This is a genomic window from Pseudomonas sp. 01L34, assembly GCF_056400265.1.
On sequence record NZ_JBFTSX010000005.1, the window covers coordinates 124,305 to 142,990 of the forward strand.

Sequence of the window (18,686 nt, forward strand, 5' to 3'; positions counted from 1 at the left end):
GGGTGCTGGCAGTCCGCCAAGTGCTATTGGTCATTCTGAAAAATAAACTTCAAAAAAACGTCAAAGTGCTTTTTTCTGTCATGTGTTTTGGAGTATTACGAAGACAGACCGCCGAAACCTGCAACACAGGTGGCGTCTTCCAAGACTCCGTTTGGGTTGCAATCACTTGAGTCTGAGCAGGTGATTTCGGTGGCCACTTCGAGGCGCAGCACTGTCATGGTATTGCGTCGACTGGCTCCCACAAAGGTGACCGAGTATGGATGATCACGGACGTAGCCCTTCCAACCAGCCAATCCTTTATGTACTCGATACCAACGTATTGATTCACGATCCAAACGCCCTGCTTAACTTCGAAGAACACCACGTCGCGATCCCGATGACCGTGCTTGAAGAGCTGGACAAGCTCAAGAGCGGGCCTCACAGCGTTGCAGCGGAATGCCGCCAGGCCATTCGGCTGATCGACAAGACCCTGGGCGATGCCAGCCCCGAAGACGTCGAACTCGGCGTTCCGATCCAGCGTGGCAAGGGCGGGCCCAAGGGCTTGCTGTCAATTCTGATGAGCAAGCGTGCCGAGCCGAACATCATTCTGCCCGAGCACCTGAACGACAACATCATCATCAACCAGCTGATCGACCTGCGCGCGCGTGATGCAAAACTGCCCGTGGTGCTGGTCACAAAAGACATCAACATGCGCCTCAAGGCCCGGGCTTGTGGGATCGCGGCCGAGGACTACAGTACCGACCAACTGGTCGACGACGTTTCGTTGCTGCCCAACGGTTACCACAACATGACCGGCTCCTTCTGGGACCGGGTGAGCAAAGTCGAAACCCGGCAGGATCATGGTCGCACCTGGCATCAGGTGCAGCTGATCGACAACCTGCCTGCCGTGCACGTTAACGAGTTCATCATCGACGAACAGGGCTTTGTCGGCTGGATCAAGGAAATCCAGGTCGACAAGTTATTGATCCTCGACCTGCATCAGGAGCCTCTGTTGCACCAGGAAGCCTGGGGCCTGAAACCGCGTGACATCTATCAAAGCCTGGCGCTGTACGCCTTGCTCGATCCGGACATTCATCTGGTGAACCTGTCCGGCGCGGCCGGTTCCGGCAAAACCATCCTGGCCCTGGCGGCGGCCATCGAGCAGACCATGGTCAGCAAGCGCTACCGGCGCATCATTGCCACTCGCAGCGTGCAGGGGCTCGACCAGGAAATCGGTTTCCTGCCCGGCACCGAAGCGGAAAAGATGGAGCCTTGGCTGGGCGCCATCACCGACAACCTCGAAGCCTTGCACATGGATGACGAAAACACCCATGGCAGCGTTGACTACATCCTCAGCAAAGTGCCGTTGCAGTTCAAATCCCTCAACTACATTCGAGGCCGTAGCTTCCAGCAGAGTCTGATCCTGATCGATGAATGCCAGAACCTCACGCCGCACCAGATGAAAACCATCATCACCCGTGCTGGCGCCGGTTCCAAAGTGGTGTGCCTGGGCAACCTGGCGCAGATCGACACCCCTTACCTGTCCGCGACCAGCTCCGGGCTGACGTACCTGACCGAACGCTTCAAAGACTTCCCCAACGGTGTACACATCACCCTGCAAGGGGTGCCACGTTCGATTCTGGCCGAATACGCCGAATCGCATCTGTAACCTTGAACCACAAAAACGGGGCGACCTCACGGGTCGCCCCGTTTTTTGTGTCTCGCATTTCCTCTGTAGAAGCGAGGCATGTCGATCGGATAATCGTGCGTGCGGAAAATTGACCCGCAGGTTTACAATCGATGCTCCTGATCAGGAGTAACGCTGTGCTGACTCATCTCGATTCCCAAGGTCGCGCCCATATGGTCGACGTCACCGAAAAAGCCGTGACGTTCCGCGAAGCGACGGCCCAAGCGCTGGTGCGCATGCTGCCCGAAACCCTGCAGTTGATCGTCAGCGGCGGTCATCCCAAGGGTGATGTGTTCGCCGTGGCGCGGATCGCCGGCATCCAGGCGGCGAAGAAAACCAGCGATCTGATTCCTCTGTGCCATCCGTTGATGCTCACCGGCGTCAAGGTCGAACTCAGTGCCGAAGGCGACGACACCGTGCGCATCGTGGCGCGCTGCAAGTTGTCCGGGCAGACCGGCGTCGAGATGGAAGCGCTGACCGCCGCCAGTGTCGCGGCGTTGACCATCTATGACATGTGCAAGGCCGTGGACCGCGGCATGACCATCGAGAGCGTGCGCCTGTTGGAGAAACTCGGTGGCAAGAGCGGTCATTACCAGGCGGATCAGTCATGAAGGTTACCGTGAAGTTTTTTGCCCGTTACCGTGAGGCGCTCGGCGTGGATTCGGTGAAGGTTGAAGGTGATTTCGCCACGGTCGACGATGTGCGTGCGCTGCTGGCCCAACGTGAAGGCGCCGAGGTGTTGAGCGAGCAGAACCTGATGTGCGCCCGCAATGAAGACCTTTGCCAGCTCGATGAACCGGTCGGCGATGGCGATGAAGTGGCTTTCTTTCCAACCGTGACCGGGGGCTGAGCCATGGCGATTCGTGTGCAGCCCACGCCGTTCGACCCGGGCGCTGAAGTCAACGCCATGCACGCGGCCAATGTGGGCGTCGGTGCGGTGGTGAGTTTTGTCGGCTACGTACGCGACTTCAATGACGGCCTCGACGTCGCCGGGATGTTTCTGGAGCACTACCCGGGCATGACCGAAAAAGCCCTGGGCAAGATTGCCGCGGAGGCCGAGCAGCGCTGGCCGCTGTTGAAGCTGGAAGTGCTGCATCGCATCGGCGCGCTGGAGCCGGGCGAGCCGATCGTCTTCGTCGGTGCCGCCAGCGCCCACCGTCAGGCAGCGTTCGATGCCTGCGCCTTTGTCATGGACTACCTGAAAACCCGCGCGCCATTCTGGAAGAAAGAAAACACCCGTGATGGCGCGCGCTGGGTTGAAGGGCGCGACAGCGATCATGCGGCGGCGGATCGCTGGAAGCAGTAATTCCTCCAGTGCTTTCGAATACGCCTTCGCGGTCCGACTTGTCCGCGAAGAGGCCTTCTGCATCACCCAAAAATCCACTGATTCCCCTCCCGACCAGAGGCTGGAAGATCTGTATGCGCCCGATTGACGGTTAATACATAAAAGTACAGTATGGATTTATAAGTACAAAAAAGGCGTTCCCTGTTTCAGCTTTTTCTTCTGTCTTGCCAAACCAACAACAACCCGCGAGAGAACGAACATGAAGAAATTCCCCCTCATCACCGGTCTGGCCCTGAGCCTGTTGGCGTGCAGTAGCGTGTTCGCTGCCGAGAAAAGCCTGCGCATCGGTATTGAAGCGGCCTATCCGCCGTTCGCATCGAAAACCGACAAAGGTGAAATTGTCGGTTTCGACTACGACATTGGCAACGCCCTGTGCGCGCAGATGAAGGTCAAGTGTGTGTGGGTCGAAGGCGAATTCGACGGTCTGATTCCTTCCCTGAAAGTGAAGAAAATCGACATGGCGCTGTCGTCCATGACCATCAATGAAGACCGTAAGAAGTCGGTGGATTTCACCCACAAGTACTACTTCACCTCATCGCGACTGGTGATGAAGGAAGGCGCGGCGGTCGATGACCAGTACGCCAGCCTCAAGGGCAAGACAGTCGGCGTTCAACGCGCAACCACTACCGACCGTTACGCCACCGAGGTTTTCGAACCGAAGGGCATCAACGTCAAGCGTTACGGCAACAACGAAGAAATCTACATGGACCTGGCGGCAGGTCGCCTCGATGCCATTTTTGCCGACACCATTCCATTGAGTGATTTCCTGTCCATGCCGCGCGGCAAGGGTTACGCCTTTATCGGGCCGGAACTCAAGGATCCGAAATACGTGGGTGAGGGCGCCGGGATTGCCGTGCGCAAGGGCAACACCGAGTTGGTCAGTGAACTGAACGCGGCCATCGACGGCATTCGCGCCAATGGCGAATACCAGAAGATTTCGGAGAAGTACTTCAAGTCCGACATCTACGGCGATTGATCGGAAAAAGATCGCAGCCTTCGGCAGCTCCTAAAGAGGACCACATTTCTCTGTAGGAGCTGGCGCAGCCTGCGATCTTTTGATTTTCAGCCCTTCAATTCCTTCAAATGCTTGTACACCGTCGCCCGGCCCATGTTCAGCACATTGGCCACGTAGTTGGAGGCGCTTTTGCCTTTGAAGGCGCCTTCGGCGTGCAGCGCCAGCACCAGTTCGCGTTTGTGGTCGCGGGTCAGCACATTCAGGCTCAACTGGCGCTCGCGCAGCCAGGCATGCAGAAAAGTGTTGATCCGTTCCTGCCAGTCATCGCGAAACAGTGAGTCCGGTTGCGGAATCAGCTTGGTCGGCGACAGGAACAAATCCAGTGCCGCCTTCGCGTTCTCGAACAACGAGATATTCAGATTGATGCACAGCACTGCCAGCGGTTGCCCTTCGCTGTCGCGCAGCACGCTGCTGAGGCTGCGAATCTTCTGGCCGTCCCAGTTGAGCTTTTCGTACGGCCCGATATTTCGTTCACTGACCTCTTCGCTGAGCATGTCCTCCAGCGACGAGTCGTCTCCAATTTCCCGTTTGGACAGGTTGTTGGCGATGTAGTCGACCTTTTGTGTGCGCAGGTCGTGCAGCACCACCTCGGCGTGAGGGAAGAACAACGTGGCGATGGCATCGGCAATCGCGCGGAAGTTGTCCATGGACACATTGTCCAGGGCCGAGTTTTTTTCGGGTGCGTTCATACAGTGGAGCTCCAGGCCAGCGTCAGTGCCCCTTTAAAAAGGGGCACTGGAAGTTTGCCGCAATCGTGTGGGCACGTCACCTGAGGATCAGGATCAACCCAGGCGGGCGGGGGAGAGCATCGCGGCGTCCAGGCCGAAACGGGTGAGCTGTTCGGGCAAGGCTTCGCCGCGTACCAGTGCAGCACTGGCCTGGCCCATGGCCGGTGACGTCTGGATGCCGTAGCCGCCTTGTCCCGCCACCCAGAACAGGCCCGGTACGTGTTGATCGAAGCCGGACAGCAAATCCCCGTCGTGCACGAAACTGCGCAAGCCGGCCCAGGTGCGGGTCGGGCGGCGGATGGTCAGGGTGGTGGCCTCTTCGATCTGGTAGATGCCCATGGCGATGTCCAGTTCTTCGGGCTGCACGTCGTGCGGTTCCACCGGGTCGGCGTTGGCCGGTGAGCCGAGGAACATGCCGGCGTCGGGTTTCATGTAGAACGATTCATCGAGACTGACCAGCATTGGCCAGTCATGGCTATCCAGGCCCTCGGGGCCGGCGAAGATAAAGGCTGCCCGGCGCTTGGGTTGCAGGCCCAGAGGCCGTGCACCGGCCAGCTCGCCAACCTTGTCGGCCCAGGCGCCGGCGGCATTGATGATGATCGGGGCGCTGAAGGTTTGAGTGGCGGTTTGAACCTGCCACAGCCCTTCGGCATCCCGGGTCAGGCTCAGCACTTCACTGTCGGTATGCACCTCGCCTTTATTGCGCCGGATACCGCGCAGATAGCCTTGGTGCAGGGCATCGGTATCGATGTCGCTGGCGGTCGGGTCGTAGATCGCGCCATGGACTTTTTCCCGACGCAGGATCGGCAGACGCGCACAGGCTTCGTCGGCGCTGAGCAGTTGCATCTGCGGCACGGTGGCTTTGGCGCTCAGGTATTGATTGTTCAACTCGGCCGGGTCGCCCGTGAAGTCGACGGTCATCTCACCGCGCGGGGTCAGCAGCGGGTGTTCGCAGAAACCGGGCGGTGGTGCATCGAAGAAATCGCGGCTGGCCAGGGTCAATGCCCGAACCTGGGGCGTGCCGTAGGCAGCGGTGTAGAGCGCCGCCGAGCGTCCGGTGGAGTGATAGGCCGGATGGGATTCGCGCTCGAGCACAATCACCCGTCCGTGCTGCGACAGCCAGAAACCGGTGGAAGCACCGGCAATCCCGCCGCCGATAATGATGAAGTCTGCCTGGCTCATGAACGTCTCCTGATGGGGCGTAAATGCCGAAATTGTTGGGGATCCCTGTGGGAACGGGTGTTAGCCCAGTAGGCGGTAAATGGCATTGGCCAGTGCGATGTCTTCCAGGCCCAGGCCGATGGAGCGGAAGAACACAGGTCGGTCGTAGTCCGGGCGCTGCACTTTTCCGCTGAGCAAGTCGGGCAGGTCGCCGACTATCGAGCGCTTGTCCCAGCCATGCTGTTCACCGGCGATCAGCATTTCGCCGGCCGAGCCCGGGGTGGTCTGGCGATAGTCGCAGAATACCTGCATGTCATTGAGGCTCTGCGGCGGCACTTCATGGGCACGCGGAGCATTGGTGCTGATGGACGTGATCAGTGCCGGTTTGCTCAACATGGACGGGTCGATCACCGGGCCGGCGGACGAAGTACAAAGCATGATCACATCGGCGTCTTGAATCGCGGTTTCGCAACTGTCGGCGAGGGTCAGCCGTGGATCGAGGCTTTCGAGTTGCGCCAGCGCTTCGGCGTTCTTGCCGCGCAAGCTCGGTGAATACAGGCTGATGCTTTGCCAGTCTCGCAGGTTCTTCACATAGTGCAGGTGCGCCTGGGCCACTTTGCCGCTGCCGATGATCGCCAGGCGTTGGGCTTTCAGCGGTGCGAGGGCATCGACCGACACTGCTGTCGTCGCCGCGGTGCGTGCGGTGGTCAGTTCACCGGCATCGCAGAGCAGCAGCGGCTGGCCGGTCTGCATCGACATCAACAGCGTCCAGGCGGTCACCAATGGGCCTTGCTCACGCACGATGTAGGGCGATGTCTTGACGCCATACACGCCGTCTTCGGCCAGCACGCCCAAGTAGTTGATGAAGTCCCCGGCACCTTTGGGGAATTCCACCAACTGCTGGGCCGGTTGCACGGCTTGCCCGGCGGCCAGGTCGCGGAACAGCTTGTGCAGGATCTGCGGCACGTCGACTTGCGCCAACAGTTCGCGGGCCTGGGGTTGGGTGATCACGTAAGGCGTGCTGGGCATGGTCGGCTCCGGGTGCTGGAAGTAAACTAATTTGTCCATTATGGACTTTTAGTTGTGCCGAGCAAGCTCCTGCTGAAAAAACCGGACGAAAAAAAAGCGCAGTCCGTTTCCGGCTGCGCCTTTTATTCTGCGACCCGTGTTATGGGCGCTTGCGCTCAACCGCCCGCAGCAGATGCGTCGGTGGCGTTTCACAGCTGATCTTGCGACCCAACAACGCCTCGATGGACGGTAGCTGGTAGGAGTCGTCTTCACCGGCAAAGCTGATGGACACACCATCGGCGCCGGCACGGCCAGTACGACCGATGCGGTGCACGTAGTCGTCCGGGACTTCCGGCAGGGTGAAGTTGATTACGTGGCTGATGCCGTCGATGTGAATGCCGCGACCGGCCACATCAGTGGCGACCAGCACGCGGATCTTGCCTTCGCGGAAACCTTCCAGGGTCTTGATGCGCTTGTGCTGCGGCACATCGCCAGACAGTTGCGCCGCGTTGACGCCATCGCGCACCAGGCGTTCTTCGATGCGCCGCACTTCGTCCTTGCGGTTGGCGAAGACCATCACCCGTTCCCAGCCGTTATCGTTGACCAGGTTATAGAGCAGTTTGTACTTGTCGGCGCCGGCCACCGCGTAGATGTGTTGCTCGACGTTTTCGCTGGCCACGTTCTGCGCTTCGATCTCGACGATCGACGGGTCGGTGGTCCATTGCTTGGCCAGGTTCATCACGTCGTCGGTGAAGGTCGCGGAGAACAGCAGCGTCTGACGCTCGTTCTTCGGTGGAGTCTGGCGAATGATCTGACGCACTTGCGGGATGAAACCCATGTCGAGCATCCGGTCGGCTTCGTCCAGCACCATGACTTCGACCATGTCCAGGTGCACGTCGCCGCGCTGGTTGAAGTCGAGCAAGCGGCCCGGAGTGGCCACGAGGATGTCGCAGTGACGGGCTTCGAGGTGCTTGAGCTGCTTGTCGAAGTCCATGCCGCCGACAAACGTCATGACGTTGAGGCCGGTGTACTTGGTCAGGTCGGCCGCGTCCTTGGCGATTTGCACTACCAGTTCCCGGGTCGGGGCGATGATCAATGCTCGCGGTTCACCCATGTAGCGTTCTTTGGGTGGCGGGGTTTGCAGCAGCTGCGTGATGATCGAAATCAGGAACGCGGCGGTTTTGCCGGTACCGGTCTGGGCGCGACCGATGGCGTCTTTGCCCGCGAGGGTGAAGCCAAGCACCTGCGCCTGGATCGGCGTGCAATAAGGAAAGCCCAGGTCCTGAATGGCGTGCATCAGCTCGGGGGCAAGTTTGAAATCGTGGAAGCGGGTTTTGCCTTCCTGGGGTTCGACGACGAAGTCTTCGAGTTTCCAGGGGATGACCGGCGCCTTTGGCTTCGGTTCGCGGCGTGGTTTTGCCGGTTTCGGGGCTTCGCTGCGCGGCTGTTCAGAGGCAATGGCCGGAGCAGAGGGGGCGGTCGGTGTGGTCACCGGCTCGTGTTTCGGTGCCGCTACGGTTGCGGTCCGGCCAGGCTGATTACCGTCGGTACGGTGGCTGGGGGTATGAGAAGGAGCGCTGGAGCCTGGCGCGAGCTGCTCAGCCTCGCTTTTACCGAACATTTTCTTGAGTGCTTTGAGCACGGTCATCTCATCAATTGGTTAAGGAATGTACGCCGGCCAGTGTAATGCAAGAATCGGGCGCGGCGTAGTGCGATGGATCAAAGGGTAGCTTTTAGCGCAAACGCTCGGCGAGCCAGACGCCGATGTCGCGAATTTCTTCGGGTAACACTTCGTGGCCCATTGGGTATTCCTGCCATGTCGCGGTGACACCATGCTGCTTTAAATACTCGTAGGCGGTCCGGCCCATGGAGTTTTGCACGACGTCATCATACTGACCATGCAACGACAACACGGGAACGCGCTGCTGGCTGGCGGAAAGCTCCAGTTCATCGCTGAAGGTCGGCGCATAAGTCGAGAGCGCAAGTACACCGCCCAGCGGCCCCTGCCATTTCAGGAAGGCTGTGTGCAATACCACGGCGCCGCCCTGGGAAAAACCGGCGAGAAAGATCCGCGAGGCGTCTATTCCGCTGGCCTTCTGCACTTCAATCAAGTCCACGACCCGTTGCGCGGACTCCTCCAACTGCTCGCGGCTGATGGCGCGTGCCGGGCTCATGGCCAATATGTCGTACCAGCTTGGCATCTCGTAGCCACCATTAATGGTGACAGCGCGCGTCGGGGCCTGGGGCAAAACGAAACGGGTAGTGAGCAGGTTTTCCTGTAGCGCTTCAGCTACCGGCAAAAAATCGTAGCGGTCGGCACCCAGCCCATGCAGCCAGATTACGCAGGCGTCTGCGGGCTTGACGGGTTGAAGAATCAGGGGCTCGGTCATGTCTGCTCCATTGTTGTGCATGCGCGCTCATTAAGTGCAAGGTTGGAGTGCGCGATGGGTTGATCAGTTAAGAAGATGTCGCAAGGTTGAAAGTTTTGCTATTGACCTGTCGCTGAAACGCTTTAGCGAGCGGTCTGGTACGGGCTTTGCTATGGGGAACCCTGTGCAACCAATCTCGTGCCTGGCGGTAACACTATCAGTGTATGGCTAGTCGTGGGATAGCAAAGAATCCGGTGATGGATGTTCGCCAGTGGCCGCTACGGGCTTCGCGAACGTGAAAGGGCTACAGCCCGTTCGGCCGATTGGTGAGAAGTGAGTTATCCATGATGTGGATTTTCTCCTACTAGACTCATAGCGACGGTCCTTACGTCGGTTGACCCTAAAAAAAGCCAACAAGGGTCAGCAACGCCTCAAAAGGGTGCGACAGGGCTCAAGCTCCGACACAACAAGAGCAAAACTGGAGGTTTGAATGAAGATGTTGAAATCCACCCTGGCCGTCGTGACTGCAGCTGCAGTGCTCGGTGTCAGTGGGTTCGCTCAGGCGGGTGCAACCCTGGATGCAGTGCAGAAGAAAGGTTTTGTACAGTGCGGTGTGAGTGACGGTTTGCCGGGTTTCTCGGTTCCGGACTCTACCGGCAAGATCGTTGGCATCGATGCTGACTTCTGCCGCGCTGTAGCTGCTGCAGTGTTTGGTGATGCGACCAAGGTCAAATTCAGCCAGTTGAATGCCAAGGAGCGTTTCACTGCTCTGCAATCCGGCGAAATCGACATGCTGTCGCGCAACTCCACCATGACCAGCTCCCGTGATGCGGGCATGGGCCTGAAGTTTCCTGGCTTCATCACCTATTACGACGGCGTAGGCTTCCTGGCCAACAGCAAGCTGGGCGTGAAAAGTGCCAAGGAACTGGATGGCGCGACCATCTGTATTCAAGCCGGTACCACCACCGAGCTGAACGTGTCCGACTACTTCCGCGCCAACGGCCTGAAGTACACCCCGATCACCTTCGACACTTCCGATGAAAGCGCCAAGTCGCTGGAATCCGGTCGTTGCGACGTGCTGACCTCCGACAAGTCCCAGTTGTATGCACAGCGCAGCAAACTGGCCTCGCCGAAAGATTACATCGTTCTGCCTGAAACCATCTCCAAAGAGCCTTTGGGGCCGGTCGTGCGTAACGGCGACGATGAGTGGCTGGCAATCGTTCGTTGGGTTGGCTATGCGATGCTCAACGCCGAAGAAGCCGGTATCTCTTCGAAGAACGTCGAGGCAGAAGCCAAGTCGACCAAGAACCCGGACGTTGCTCGTCTGCTGGGCGCCGACGGTGAGTACGGCAAGGATCTGAAGCTGCCGAAAGACTGGGTGGTGAAAATCGTCAAGCAGGTTGGTAACTACGGCGAAGTCTTCGAGAGAAACCTCGGCAAGGGCACTCCGCTGGAAATCGATCGTGGCTTGAACGCCCTGTGGACCAACGGCGGCATTCAATACGCACCACCAGTGCGCTGATGGTTCTATCGCCCGGTGGGCCAACCACCGGGTGATGTTCTGTTCCATTATTTCCGGGGCACTTCATGCAAAATTCAATCGGCGCACCAAAGCAGAGGTTCAGCCTCAGCGATCCGCGAGTGCGTGCGTGGCTGTTTCAGATCATTACGGTTCTCGCCGTGGTCGGGATGGGTTGGTACCTGTTCGACAACACTCAAACCAACCTGCAACACCGGGGCATTACCTCCGGTTTTAGCTTTCTTGAGCGCAGCGCCGGTTTCGGCATCGCTCAGCACCTGATCGACTACACCGAATCGGACAGTTATGCCCGGGTGTTTGTCATCGGCCTGCTCAACACCTTGCTGGTGACGTTCATCGGCGTGATCCTGGCGACGATCCTCGGTTTCATCGTCGGTGTGGCACGACTCTCGAAGAACTGGATCATTGCCAAGATGGCGACGGTTTATGTCGAGGTCTTCCGTAACATTCCGCCGCTGCTGCAAATCCTGTTCTGGTACTTCGCGGTGTTTCTCACCATGCCAGGGCCGCGCAATAGCCATAACTTCGGCGACACCTTCTTCGTCAGCAGCCGCGGCCTGAACATGCCGGCAGCGTTGATAGCGAACGGTTTCTGGCCGTTTGTGGCGAGCATCGTCGTGGCCATTGTCGCGATCGTGCTGATGTGCCGCTGGGCCAACAAGCGTTTCGAAGAGACCGGCGTACCGTTCCACAAATTCTGGGTAGGCCTGGCGATGTTCCTGGTGATCCCTGCGTTGTGCGCATTGATCTTCGGCGCGCCGCTGCATTGGGAAATGCCACAGCTGCAAGGTTTCAACTTTGTAGGCGGCTGGGTGCTGATCCCTGAACTGCTGGCACTGACCCTGGCCCTGACGGTGTACACCGCGGCGTTCATCGCCGAAATCGTGCGTTCGGGCATCAAGTCGGTCAGCCACGGCCAGACCGAAGCGGCTCACTCGCTGGGGCTGCGCAACGGTCCGACCCTGCGCAAGGTGATCATCCCGCAAGCCCTGCGTGTGATCATTCCGCCGCTGACCAGCCAATACCTGAACCTGGCGAAAAACTCCTCGCTGGCGGCCGGTATCGGTTATCCGGAGATGGTGTCGTTGTTTGCCGGTACGGTGCTGAACCAGACCGGACAGGCGATCGAAGTCATTGCCATCACCATGAGCGTGTACCTGGCGATCAGTATCAGCATTTCCCTGCTGATGAACTGGTACAACAAGCGCATTGCGCTGATCGAGCGGTAAGGAAGAGCGCATGACGACTCATACTTTCAAACCCGACATGCCTCCACCGAGCAGCAGCATCGGTGTCGTGGCGTGGATGCGGGCGCACATGTTTTCCAGCTGGATCAACACCCTGCTGACGCTGTTCGCGTTCTATCTGATTTACCTGATAGTTCCGCCTCTCGTGAGCTGGGCGATTCTCGACGCCAATTGGGTCGGCACCACTCGCGCCGATTGCACCAAGGCCGGCGCCTGCTGGGTGTTCATTGAGCAGCGCTTCGGCCAGTTCATGTATGGCTACTACCCGGTGGACTTGCGCTGGCGCGTGGACCTGACCGTGTGGCTGGCAGTCATCGGCGTGGCGCCGTTGTTCATCGCACGTGTTCCGCACAAGGCAATCTACGGCCTGAGCTTTCTGGTGCTCTATCCGATCATTGCCTACCTCCTGCTGCACGGTGGTGTATTCGGTCTGAGCCAGGTGGCGACCAGCCAGTGGGGCGGCCTGATGCTGACCCTGGTGATCGCTACCGTTGGTATCGTCGGCGCACTGCCGCTGGGTATCTTGCTGGCCCTGGGCCGTCGCTCGAACCTGCCAGCGATTCGCGTGGTCTGCGTGACCTTCATCGAGTTCTGGCGCGGTGTGCCGTTGATCACGGTGCTGTTCATGTCGTCGGTGATGTTGCCGTTGTTCCTGCCCGAAGGCATGAACTTCGACAAATTGCTGCGTGCGTTGATCGGCGTGATCCTGTTCCAGTCGGCCTACATCGCCGAGGTGGTGCGTGGCGGTCTGCAAGCGATCCCTAAAGGTCAGTACGAAGCGGCTGCGGCAATGGGCCTCGGTTACTGGCGCAGCATGGGCCTGGTGATTTTGCCGCAAGCCCTGAAGCTGGTAATCCCTGGCATCGTCAACACCTTCATTGCGCTGTTCAAGGACACGAGCCTGGTGATCATCATCGGCCTGTTCGACTTGCTCAACAGCGTCAAGCAAGCCGCCGCCGACCCGAAATGGCTGGGCATGGCCACAGAAGGCTATGTGTTCGCGGCCCTGGTGTTCTGGATTTTCTGTTTTGGTATGTCCCGCTATTCCATGCATTTGGAACGCAAGCTGGACACTGGCCACAAGCGTTAGGAGCGTAGTTTATGAGTGAAGCGATCAAACAGCCTGTGAGTCCTCAAGGCATTATTCAGATGCAGGGCGTAAACAAGTGGTACGGCCAGTTCCACGTGTTGAAAGACATCAACCTGAACGTCAAGCAGGGCGAGCGTATCGTGCTGTGCGGCCCGTCGGGTTCCGGCAAATCCACCACCATCCGTTGCCTCAATCGCCTGGAAGAACACCAGCAGGGCCGTATCGTGGTCGATGGCGTGGAACTGACCAACGACCTCAAGCAGATCGAAGCGATCCGTCGTGAAGTCGGCATGGTGTTCCAGCACTTCAACCTGTTCCCGCACCTGACCATTCTGCAGAACTGCACCTTGGCGCCGATGTGGGTACGCAAGATGCCCAAGCGCAAGGCCGAAGAAATCGCCATGCATTACCTGGAGCGCGTACGCATTCCAGAGCAGGCGCATAAATACCCGGGGCAACTGTCCGGTGGTCAGCAACAGCGTGTGGCGATTGCCCGTGCCCTGTGCATGAAACCGAAAATCATGCTGTTCGACGAACCGACGTCGGCACTCGACCCGGAGATGGTGAAAGAGGTTCTGGACACCATGATCGGCCTGGCCGAAGACGGCATGACCATGCTCTGCGTGACCCACGAAATGGGCTTCGCCCGTACCGTGGCCAACCGCGTGATCTTCATGGACAAGGGTGAAATCGTCGAGCAGGCTGCGCCGAACGACTTCTTCGACAACCCGCAGAACGAGCGGACGAAGTTGTTCCTGAGCCAGATCCTGCATTGATAGACGCTTGGCAGTGAAATAAACCCGGACTCTGTTCCGGGTTTTTTTTGCTCCAATGAAACGCTCCACCTGCTGACCGCGAACCCTGTAGGAGTCGGCTTGCTGGCGATGGCGGCATACCAGACGCCACCGAGTATCCCGGCTATAGCCATTTGGCATCCCTCAATGGGTAATCGTGCACACGTGTGACAAGCCCCGCACGCAATGGATTGGCAACGATGTATCGGGCGACCGCTTGCAGATCCGCTTCACGGCGAATCGCGCGATCATGGAAACCTCTCTGCCATACCATCCCTCTGCGCTCCAGTCGCGCGTTTACCGCCCGCGCGCTGCGCGATTTGGTTGCCAGCACCAACGCCGACAACGAGTTGTTCTTCAGTTCGACCAGCCAATGAAAATGGTCGGGCATCACCACCCAGGCGAGGGAATCGACCCATTCTTCTGTCTGCGCCTGACGAAAGTGGTCTACCACCAGACGTCCTGCCCGCCAGTCAGTAAAAAACGGGGTGCGATTCCAGGTGACAGCTGTCAGCAGGTAGATTTGGCCGGTTTGGGAATAACGTCCGGCGCGTAAGCGATTGGCATGGGGAAGATCGGGCATTCCATTGCCCTCCTGTGTTTTGAGAGAAACAGAAGGCTAGTACGCAATAGTGAGGGGCATTGCCAAAGTTCAGTTCTGAATGTGTCGGTACGATCGCCATCGCCAGCAAGCCGGCTCCTACAGGGTTTGCGTGAGCCCGTTGCCTTGTCGGACGAAGCTGACTAACATGTCAGAAAATTCATCCTATGATTGGATGAAAGGGCGAATTCTATGTCAGATATTTCTCCATTAATTAAACGGTCCTTGGTCGATCAGGCCCTGGACCAGTTGCGCCTGCGCATTAATCAAGGTGTCTGGACGGTCGGCCAGCGCTTGCCCACCGAGCCGGAATTGGCGACGGAGCTGGGCATCAGTCGCAACACCGTGCGCGAAGCCATGCGCGTGTTGGCGTTTTCCGGGTTGATCGAGATCCGCCAGGGCGACGGCAGCTACGTGCGGGCGGTAGTCGATCCTTTGGATACGATGAAGGCGCTGTCCCGCTGCTCTCAGGAACAGGCTCGGGAAACCCGGCACATTCTGGAAGTCGAAGCCATCGGTCTGGCTGCGTTACGCCGCACCGATGAAGACCTGGTGGCGTTGCGCGAGGCGCTGGGCGTCAGCGGCAGTCACTACCACGGCGATCTCGACACCTACATCGCCTGTGACCTGGTGTTTCACCGTCGTCTGGTGGACGCGGCGCACAACCCGACCCTCAGCGAGCTGTATCGCTACTTTTCCAGTGTCGTGGGTGCGCAGTTGCGTCAGACCCTGAACGTCACCCCCCGACGCCAAGCGGTGTTCGACCTGCATATCGAGCTGCTCGATGCCGTCGAACAACGCGACCCGGAACGGGCCAAAGCCCTGATGAGGCAATTGATCAATGAACCTTGAAACCGAGAACCCGATGCCCAGTCAGCAGGCGAGCCACAGCCGCATCACCGAGCTCAAGCGGACGGCGGAGCTCGAAGAGCTGTTGATCGACGCCGAGGCCGATGATGCAGAGGTTCAGCGAAGTCACCCGCTCCTGCGGCGCCCATGGCTGTTGTTGCTGGGGCTGATTCTGGTGGCGCTGAACTTGCGTCCGGCGCTGTCGAGCATGGCGCCGATGCTCAGCGAGGTCTCGAAAACACTGGGGCTATCGGCTGCCCAGGCCGGTTTGCTGACCACCTTGCCGGTGCTTTGCCTCGGTCTGTTCGCGCCGTTGGCGCCGGTGCTTGCGCGACGTTTTGGTGCCGAACGGGTGGTGTTGGGGATTCTCCTGATGCTGGCCGGCGGGATCATTTTGCGCAGCTCGTTCGGCGAGGTCGGCCTGTTCGCCGGCAGCGTGCTGGCTGGCGCCAGCATCGGGGTGATCGGCGTGCTGCTGCCCGGCATCGTCAAGCGCGACTTCCCGAAACAGGCCGGCACCATGACCGGCGTCTACACCATGGCCCTGTGCCTGGGCGCGGCCATGGCGGCCGGCGCGACCGTGCCGTTGAGCGAACATTTCGACAAGAGTTGGGCGCTGGGCCTTGGCTTCTGGGTGGTTCCGGCCTTGGTCGCGGCGATGTTCTGGCTGCCGCAAGTCGGTCAGAAACACGGCGCACATAACGTTGCCTATCGGGTCCGAGGCCTGTTGCGCGATCCGCTGGCCTGGCAAGTGACCTTGTACATGGGCCTGCAATCGTCTCTGGCTTACATCGTATTCGGTTGGCTGCCGTCGATTCTGATCGGTCGCGGTCTGACGCCAACCCAGGCCGGTCTGGTGCTGTCGGGTTCGGTGATTGTCCAGTTGATCAGCTCGCTGGCCGCACCGTGGCTGGCGACCCGTGGCAAGGATCAGCGGCTGGCGATCGTGATCGTCATGGCAATGACCCTCGGCGGCTTGTTCGGTTGCCTGTATGCGCCGATCGACGGCCTTTGGGGCTGGGCAATCCTGCTGGGACTGGGGCAGGGCGCTACGTTCAGCCTGGCATTGACCCTGATTGTGCTGCGCTCGAGGGATGCCCATGTCGCCGCCAACCTGTCGAGCATGGCCCAGGGTTTCGGCTACACGCTGGCATCCATGGGGCCGTTCGCGGTCGGTGTGGTGCATGACTGGACTGGCGACTGGACCGCGCTGGGCTGGATCTTCGGCGTGATCGGTCTCGGCGCGATCATCGCCGGCCTCGGCGCAGGGCGTTCGCTGTATGTGCAGGTCGAAAGCGAAAAGATCTGATTCGCACACACTGTCGGTATTCGGGGGGCGAATGCTGATGGTGTTTCGTCCGTTTGCAGATTATCGTGCTGGCAATCTGCCTATTTTCCGGAGCCTGCCCATGAGTGACGCCCACGACGCCTTGATCACCCGGTTCTACCAAGCCTTTCAGCGGCTGGATGCCGAGGCCATGAGCGCCTGCTATACCGACGACGTGGTGTTCAGTGATCCGGCGTTCGGCGAGCTGCGCGGGCGCGATGCCGGCGATATGTGGCGCATGCTCACCACCCGCGCCAAGGACTTCTCCCTGACCTTCGATAACGTGCGCAGCGATGAGCGCACTGGCGGCGCCCATTGGGTGGCGACGTACCTGTTCAGCCAGACCGGCAATATCGTGGTCAACGACATTCAGGCGCGTTTCGTGTTTCGCGACGGCAAGATCTGCGAGCACCACGACAGTTTTGATCTGTGGCGCTGGTCGCGTCAGGCGCTGGGTTTCAAAGGGCTGTTGCTGGGCTGGACGCCGGTGGTGAGAAACGCCGTGCGTGCTCAGGCCTTGAAGGGCCTGAAGGCATTCCAGGCCAGTCGCTGATAAGATCGCGGCTTGTTTTCTTTCAAGCCTTGATCGTCACGTGAGCACCTCGAGCGAATCTTCCGTCATTGCCGCCGAACCGTCGGTGCCTGTCAGCAAACCCTGGTTCGTCTACCTCGTTCGCGCGGCCAATGGTTCGCTCTACTGCGGGATCAGCGACGATCCCGTACGTCGCTTCGCCACCCATCAGAGTGGCAAGGGCGCGCGCTTCTTCCTGTCGAGCCCGGCCGTGGCGCTGGTTTATACCGAGCGCTGCCGCGATAAAGGCGAAGCGCTGCGCCAGGAGCGTTTGATCAAGAAACTCAAGAAAAGCGCCAAGGAATGTCTGGTGGCGAGTGCGGCTGCGGGCTTATCAATCTGACTGATAAGTGCCCATCAGGCAGATGGGTAGGCTGCCTGCCGATTGCGCGCTAAGCTGCGGGCTCCTTATCCGAGCGGCGGAGCCGAGCATGTCCGAGTTGATTCTGCATCATTACCCGACGTCCCCTTTCGCCGAAAAGGCCCGTTTGCTGCTGGGCTTTAAGGGGTTGTCCTGGCGCTCTGTGATGATCTCGCCGGTGATGCCCAAGCCCGACCTGACGGCCCTGACCGGCGGCTACCGCAAGACGCCGGTGTTGCAAATCGGTGCTGATGTCTATTGCGACACCGCGTTGATCGCTCGTCGTCTGGAGCAGGAAAAAGCGTCGCCGGCGTTTTTCCCGGAAGGCCAGGAAATGGTCACGGCGACCTTCGCGGCATGGGCCGATTCGGTGGTGTTCCAGCATGCAGTCAGCCTGGTGTTCCAGCCAGAATCGGTAGCGGTGCGCTTCGGCAAATTGTCGCCGGAAGCGATCAAGGCATTTCTGGCCGATCGCTCCGGCTTGTTCAGCGGTGGCAGTGCCACTCGGTTGTCGGCCGAGCAGGCAAAGCATCAGTGGCCAACGATCATGGCGCGTCTGGAGCAGCAGCTTGAGCGTGAGCAGGGGGACTTCCTGCTCGGCGAACCGTCGATTGCCGACTTTGCCCTGGCTCACTCGCTGTGGTTCCTCAAGGCGACGCACGTGACGTCACCGTTAGTGGATGCTTATCCGGCCGTTTCGGCGTGGTTTGGCCGCGTGATGGGTTTTGGTCATGGCGCATTCAGCGAGATGACGGCCGAGCAAGCGCTAGAGATTGCCCGCAATGCCACACCGGCCCCGTTGCCGGATGAGCAGTTCGATGAGCCGAACGGGTTCGAGGTTGGCCAGCAGGTGGTGATTGCAGCGACCGATTACGGGGTTGATCCGGTGGCGGGTGAGTTGATGTTTGCCGGCAGCGAAGAGTTGATTCTGCGCCGTGAAGACGAGCGGGCCGGTGTGGTGCATGTGCACTTTCCGCGGTTCGGGTTTCGCATAGAGGCTTGCTGACGTACGCA

At 59.4% G+C, this 18,686-nt stretch carries 20 protein-coding genes; 14 read left to right on the plus strand and 6 right to left on the minus strand.

Translation table 11 applies throughout. The features are described 5' to 3' along the window. Positions 1-256 precede the first annotated feature (256 nt). The 5 genes from AC1DQM_RS16045 to AC1DQM_RS16065 all read left to right on the plus strand — a co-directional run bounded on the left by AC1DQM_RS16045 (position 257) and on the right by AC1DQM_RS16065 (position 3,987). Entirely contained in the window at positions 257-1,648 is a 1,392-nt protein-coding gene (locus AC1DQM_RS16045) for a PhoH family protein (RefSeq protein ID WP_018927120.1), read from the plus strand. A 155-nt stretch (positions 1,649-1,803) separates the two neighbouring features. Further along, a complete protein-coding gene (gene moaC / locus AC1DQM_RS16050) occupies positions 1,804-2,277 on the plus strand; it encodes a cyclic pyranopterin monophosphate synthase MoaC (protein ID WP_086944730.1) in 474 nt (157 codons plus the stop codon). Continuing rightward, positions 2,274-2,516: a molybdopterin converting factor subunit 1 gene (gene moaD / locus AC1DQM_RS16055; protein WP_086944731.1), complete on the plus strand. Its 243-nt coding sequence runs from the start codon at positions 2,274-2,276 to the stop codon at positions 2,514-2,516. The genes moaC and moaD overlap by 4 nt, the downstream gene beginning before the upstream one ends. Positions 2,517-2,519: 3 nt before the next feature. Continuing rightward, complete coding sequence (moaE, locus tag AC1DQM_RS16060) at positions 2,520-2,972, plus strand: molybdopterin synthase catalytic subunit MoaE (protein ID WP_019581100.1); 453 nt, start codon at positions 2,520-2,522, stop codon at positions 2,970-2,972. Positions 2,973-3,210: 238 nt separating this feature from the next. Beyond that, entirely contained in the window at positions 3,211-3,987 is a 777-nt protein-coding gene (locus AC1DQM_RS16065) for an ABC transporter substrate-binding protein (protein WP_477746488.1), read from the plus strand. 86 nt (positions 3,988-4,073) lie between these two features. Here AC1DQM_RS16065 and AC1DQM_RS16070 read toward each other — a convergent pair whose 3' ends face one another. The 5 genes from AC1DQM_RS16070 to AC1DQM_RS16090 form a co-directional block, all read right to left on the minus strand. After that, positions 4,074-4,715 (minus strand): helix-turn-helix transcriptional regulator, encoded by a 642-nt coding sequence (locus tag AC1DQM_RS16070; protein WP_018927115.1) that lies wholly within the window; start codon positions 4,713-4,715, stop codon positions 4,074-4,076. Positions 4,716-4,808: 93 nt separating this feature from the next. Then, a complete protein-coding gene (locus AC1DQM_RS16075) occupies positions 4,809-5,936 on the minus strand; it encodes an NAD(P)/FAD-dependent oxidoreductase (RefSeq protein ID WP_477746489.1) in 1,128 nt (375 codons plus the stop codon). 60 nt (positions 5,937-5,996) lie between these two features. Beyond that, on the minus strand, positions 5,997-6,944 hold the full coding sequence (locus AC1DQM_RS16080; protein WP_477746676.1) for an ornithine cyclodeaminase family protein: 948 nt from the start codon (positions 6,942-6,944) through the stop codon (positions 5,997-5,999). Between the two features lie 139 nt (positions 6,945-7,083). Then, positions 7,084-8,571: an ATP-dependent RNA helicase RhlB gene (gene rhlB / locus AC1DQM_RS16085; protein WP_018927112.1), complete on the minus strand. Its 1,488-nt coding sequence runs from the start codon at positions 8,569-8,571 to the stop codon at positions 7,084-7,086. Positions 8,572-8,656: 85 nt separating this feature from the next. Further along, positions 8,657-9,313: an alpha/beta hydrolase gene (locus AC1DQM_RS16090; protein WP_477746490.1), complete on the minus strand. Its 657-nt coding sequence runs from the start codon at positions 9,311-9,313 to the stop codon at positions 8,657-8,659. A 469-nt stretch (positions 9,314-9,782) separates the two neighbouring features. Here AC1DQM_RS16090 and AC1DQM_RS16095 point away from each other — a divergent pair, with 469 nt between their 5' ends. The 4 genes from AC1DQM_RS16095 (at position 9,783) to AC1DQM_RS16110 (ending at position 13,945) form a co-directional block, all read left to right on the plus strand. Beyond that, positions 9,783-10,814: an amino acid ABC transporter substrate-binding protein gene (locus AC1DQM_RS16095; RefSeq protein WP_018927110.1), complete on the plus strand. Its 1,032-nt coding sequence runs from the start codon at positions 9,783-9,785 to the stop codon at positions 10,812-10,814. 65 nt (positions 10,815-10,879) lie between these two features. Next, entirely contained in the window at positions 10,880-12,061 is a 1,182-nt protein-coding gene (locus tag AC1DQM_RS16100; protein WP_018927109.1) for an amino acid ABC transporter permease, read from the plus strand. A gap of 10 nt (positions 12,062-12,071) precedes the next feature. Beyond that, positions 12,072-13,169: an amino acid ABC transporter permease gene (locus tag AC1DQM_RS16105; RefSeq protein WP_477746491.1), complete on the plus strand. Its 1,098-nt coding sequence runs from the start codon at positions 12,072-12,074 to the stop codon at positions 13,167-13,169. Between the two features lie 11 nt (positions 13,170-13,180). Further along, the gene (locus AC1DQM_RS16110; protein WP_007936266.1) at positions 13,181-13,945 is read left to right on the plus strand and encodes an amino acid ABC transporter ATP-binding protein; all 765 of its coding nucleotides are present in this window, start codon (positions 13,181-13,183) and stop codon (positions 13,943-13,945) included. 142 nt (positions 13,946-14,087) lie between these two features. Here the strand turns inward: AC1DQM_RS16110 and AC1DQM_RS16115 are convergent, their stop codons facing one another. Further along, on the minus strand, positions 14,088-14,546 hold the full coding sequence (locus tag AC1DQM_RS16115) for an REP-associated tyrosine transposase (RefSeq protein WP_477746492.1): 459 nt from the start codon (positions 14,544-14,546) through the stop codon (positions 14,088-14,090). 210 nt (positions 14,547-14,756) lie between these two features. Between AC1DQM_RS16115 and AC1DQM_RS16120 the strand changes: the two genes are divergently transcribed. The 5 genes from AC1DQM_RS16120 to AC1DQM_RS16140 all read left to right on the plus strand — a co-directional run bounded on the left by AC1DQM_RS16120 (position 14,757) and on the right by AC1DQM_RS16140 (position 18,678). After that, a complete protein-coding gene (locus AC1DQM_RS16120; RefSeq protein WP_028940339.1) occupies positions 14,757-15,416 on the plus strand; it encodes a FadR/GntR family transcriptional regulator in 660 nt (219 codons plus the stop codon). Further along, positions 15,406-16,722: a CynX/NimT family MFS transporter gene (locus AC1DQM_RS16125; RefSeq protein WP_477746493.1), complete on the plus strand. Its 1,317-nt coding sequence runs from the start codon at positions 15,406-15,408 to the stop codon at positions 16,720-16,722. The genes AC1DQM_RS16120 and AC1DQM_RS16125 overlap by 11 nt, the downstream gene beginning before the upstream one ends. Before the next feature lie 100 nt (positions 16,723-16,822). Continuing rightward, positions 16,823-17,293: a nuclear transport factor 2 family protein gene (locus AC1DQM_RS16130; protein WP_086944862.1), complete on the plus strand. Its 471-nt coding sequence runs from the start codon at positions 16,823-16,825 to the stop codon at positions 17,291-17,293. 40 nt (positions 17,294-17,333) lie between these two features. Continuing rightward, positions 17,334-17,654: a GIY-YIG nuclease family protein gene (locus tag AC1DQM_RS16135; RefSeq protein WP_018927103.1), complete on the plus strand. Its 321-nt coding sequence runs from the start codon at positions 17,334-17,336 to the stop codon at positions 17,652-17,654. 88 nt (positions 17,655-17,742) lie between these two features. Then, positions 17,743-18,678 carry a glutathione S-transferase family protein gene (locus AC1DQM_RS16140; protein ID WP_477746494.1) on the plus strand — a complete coding sequence of 312 codons (936 nt, stop codon included), beginning with the start codon at positions 17,743-17,745 and terminating at the stop codon, positions 18,676-18,678. Positions 18,679-18,686 lie beyond the last annotated feature (8 nt).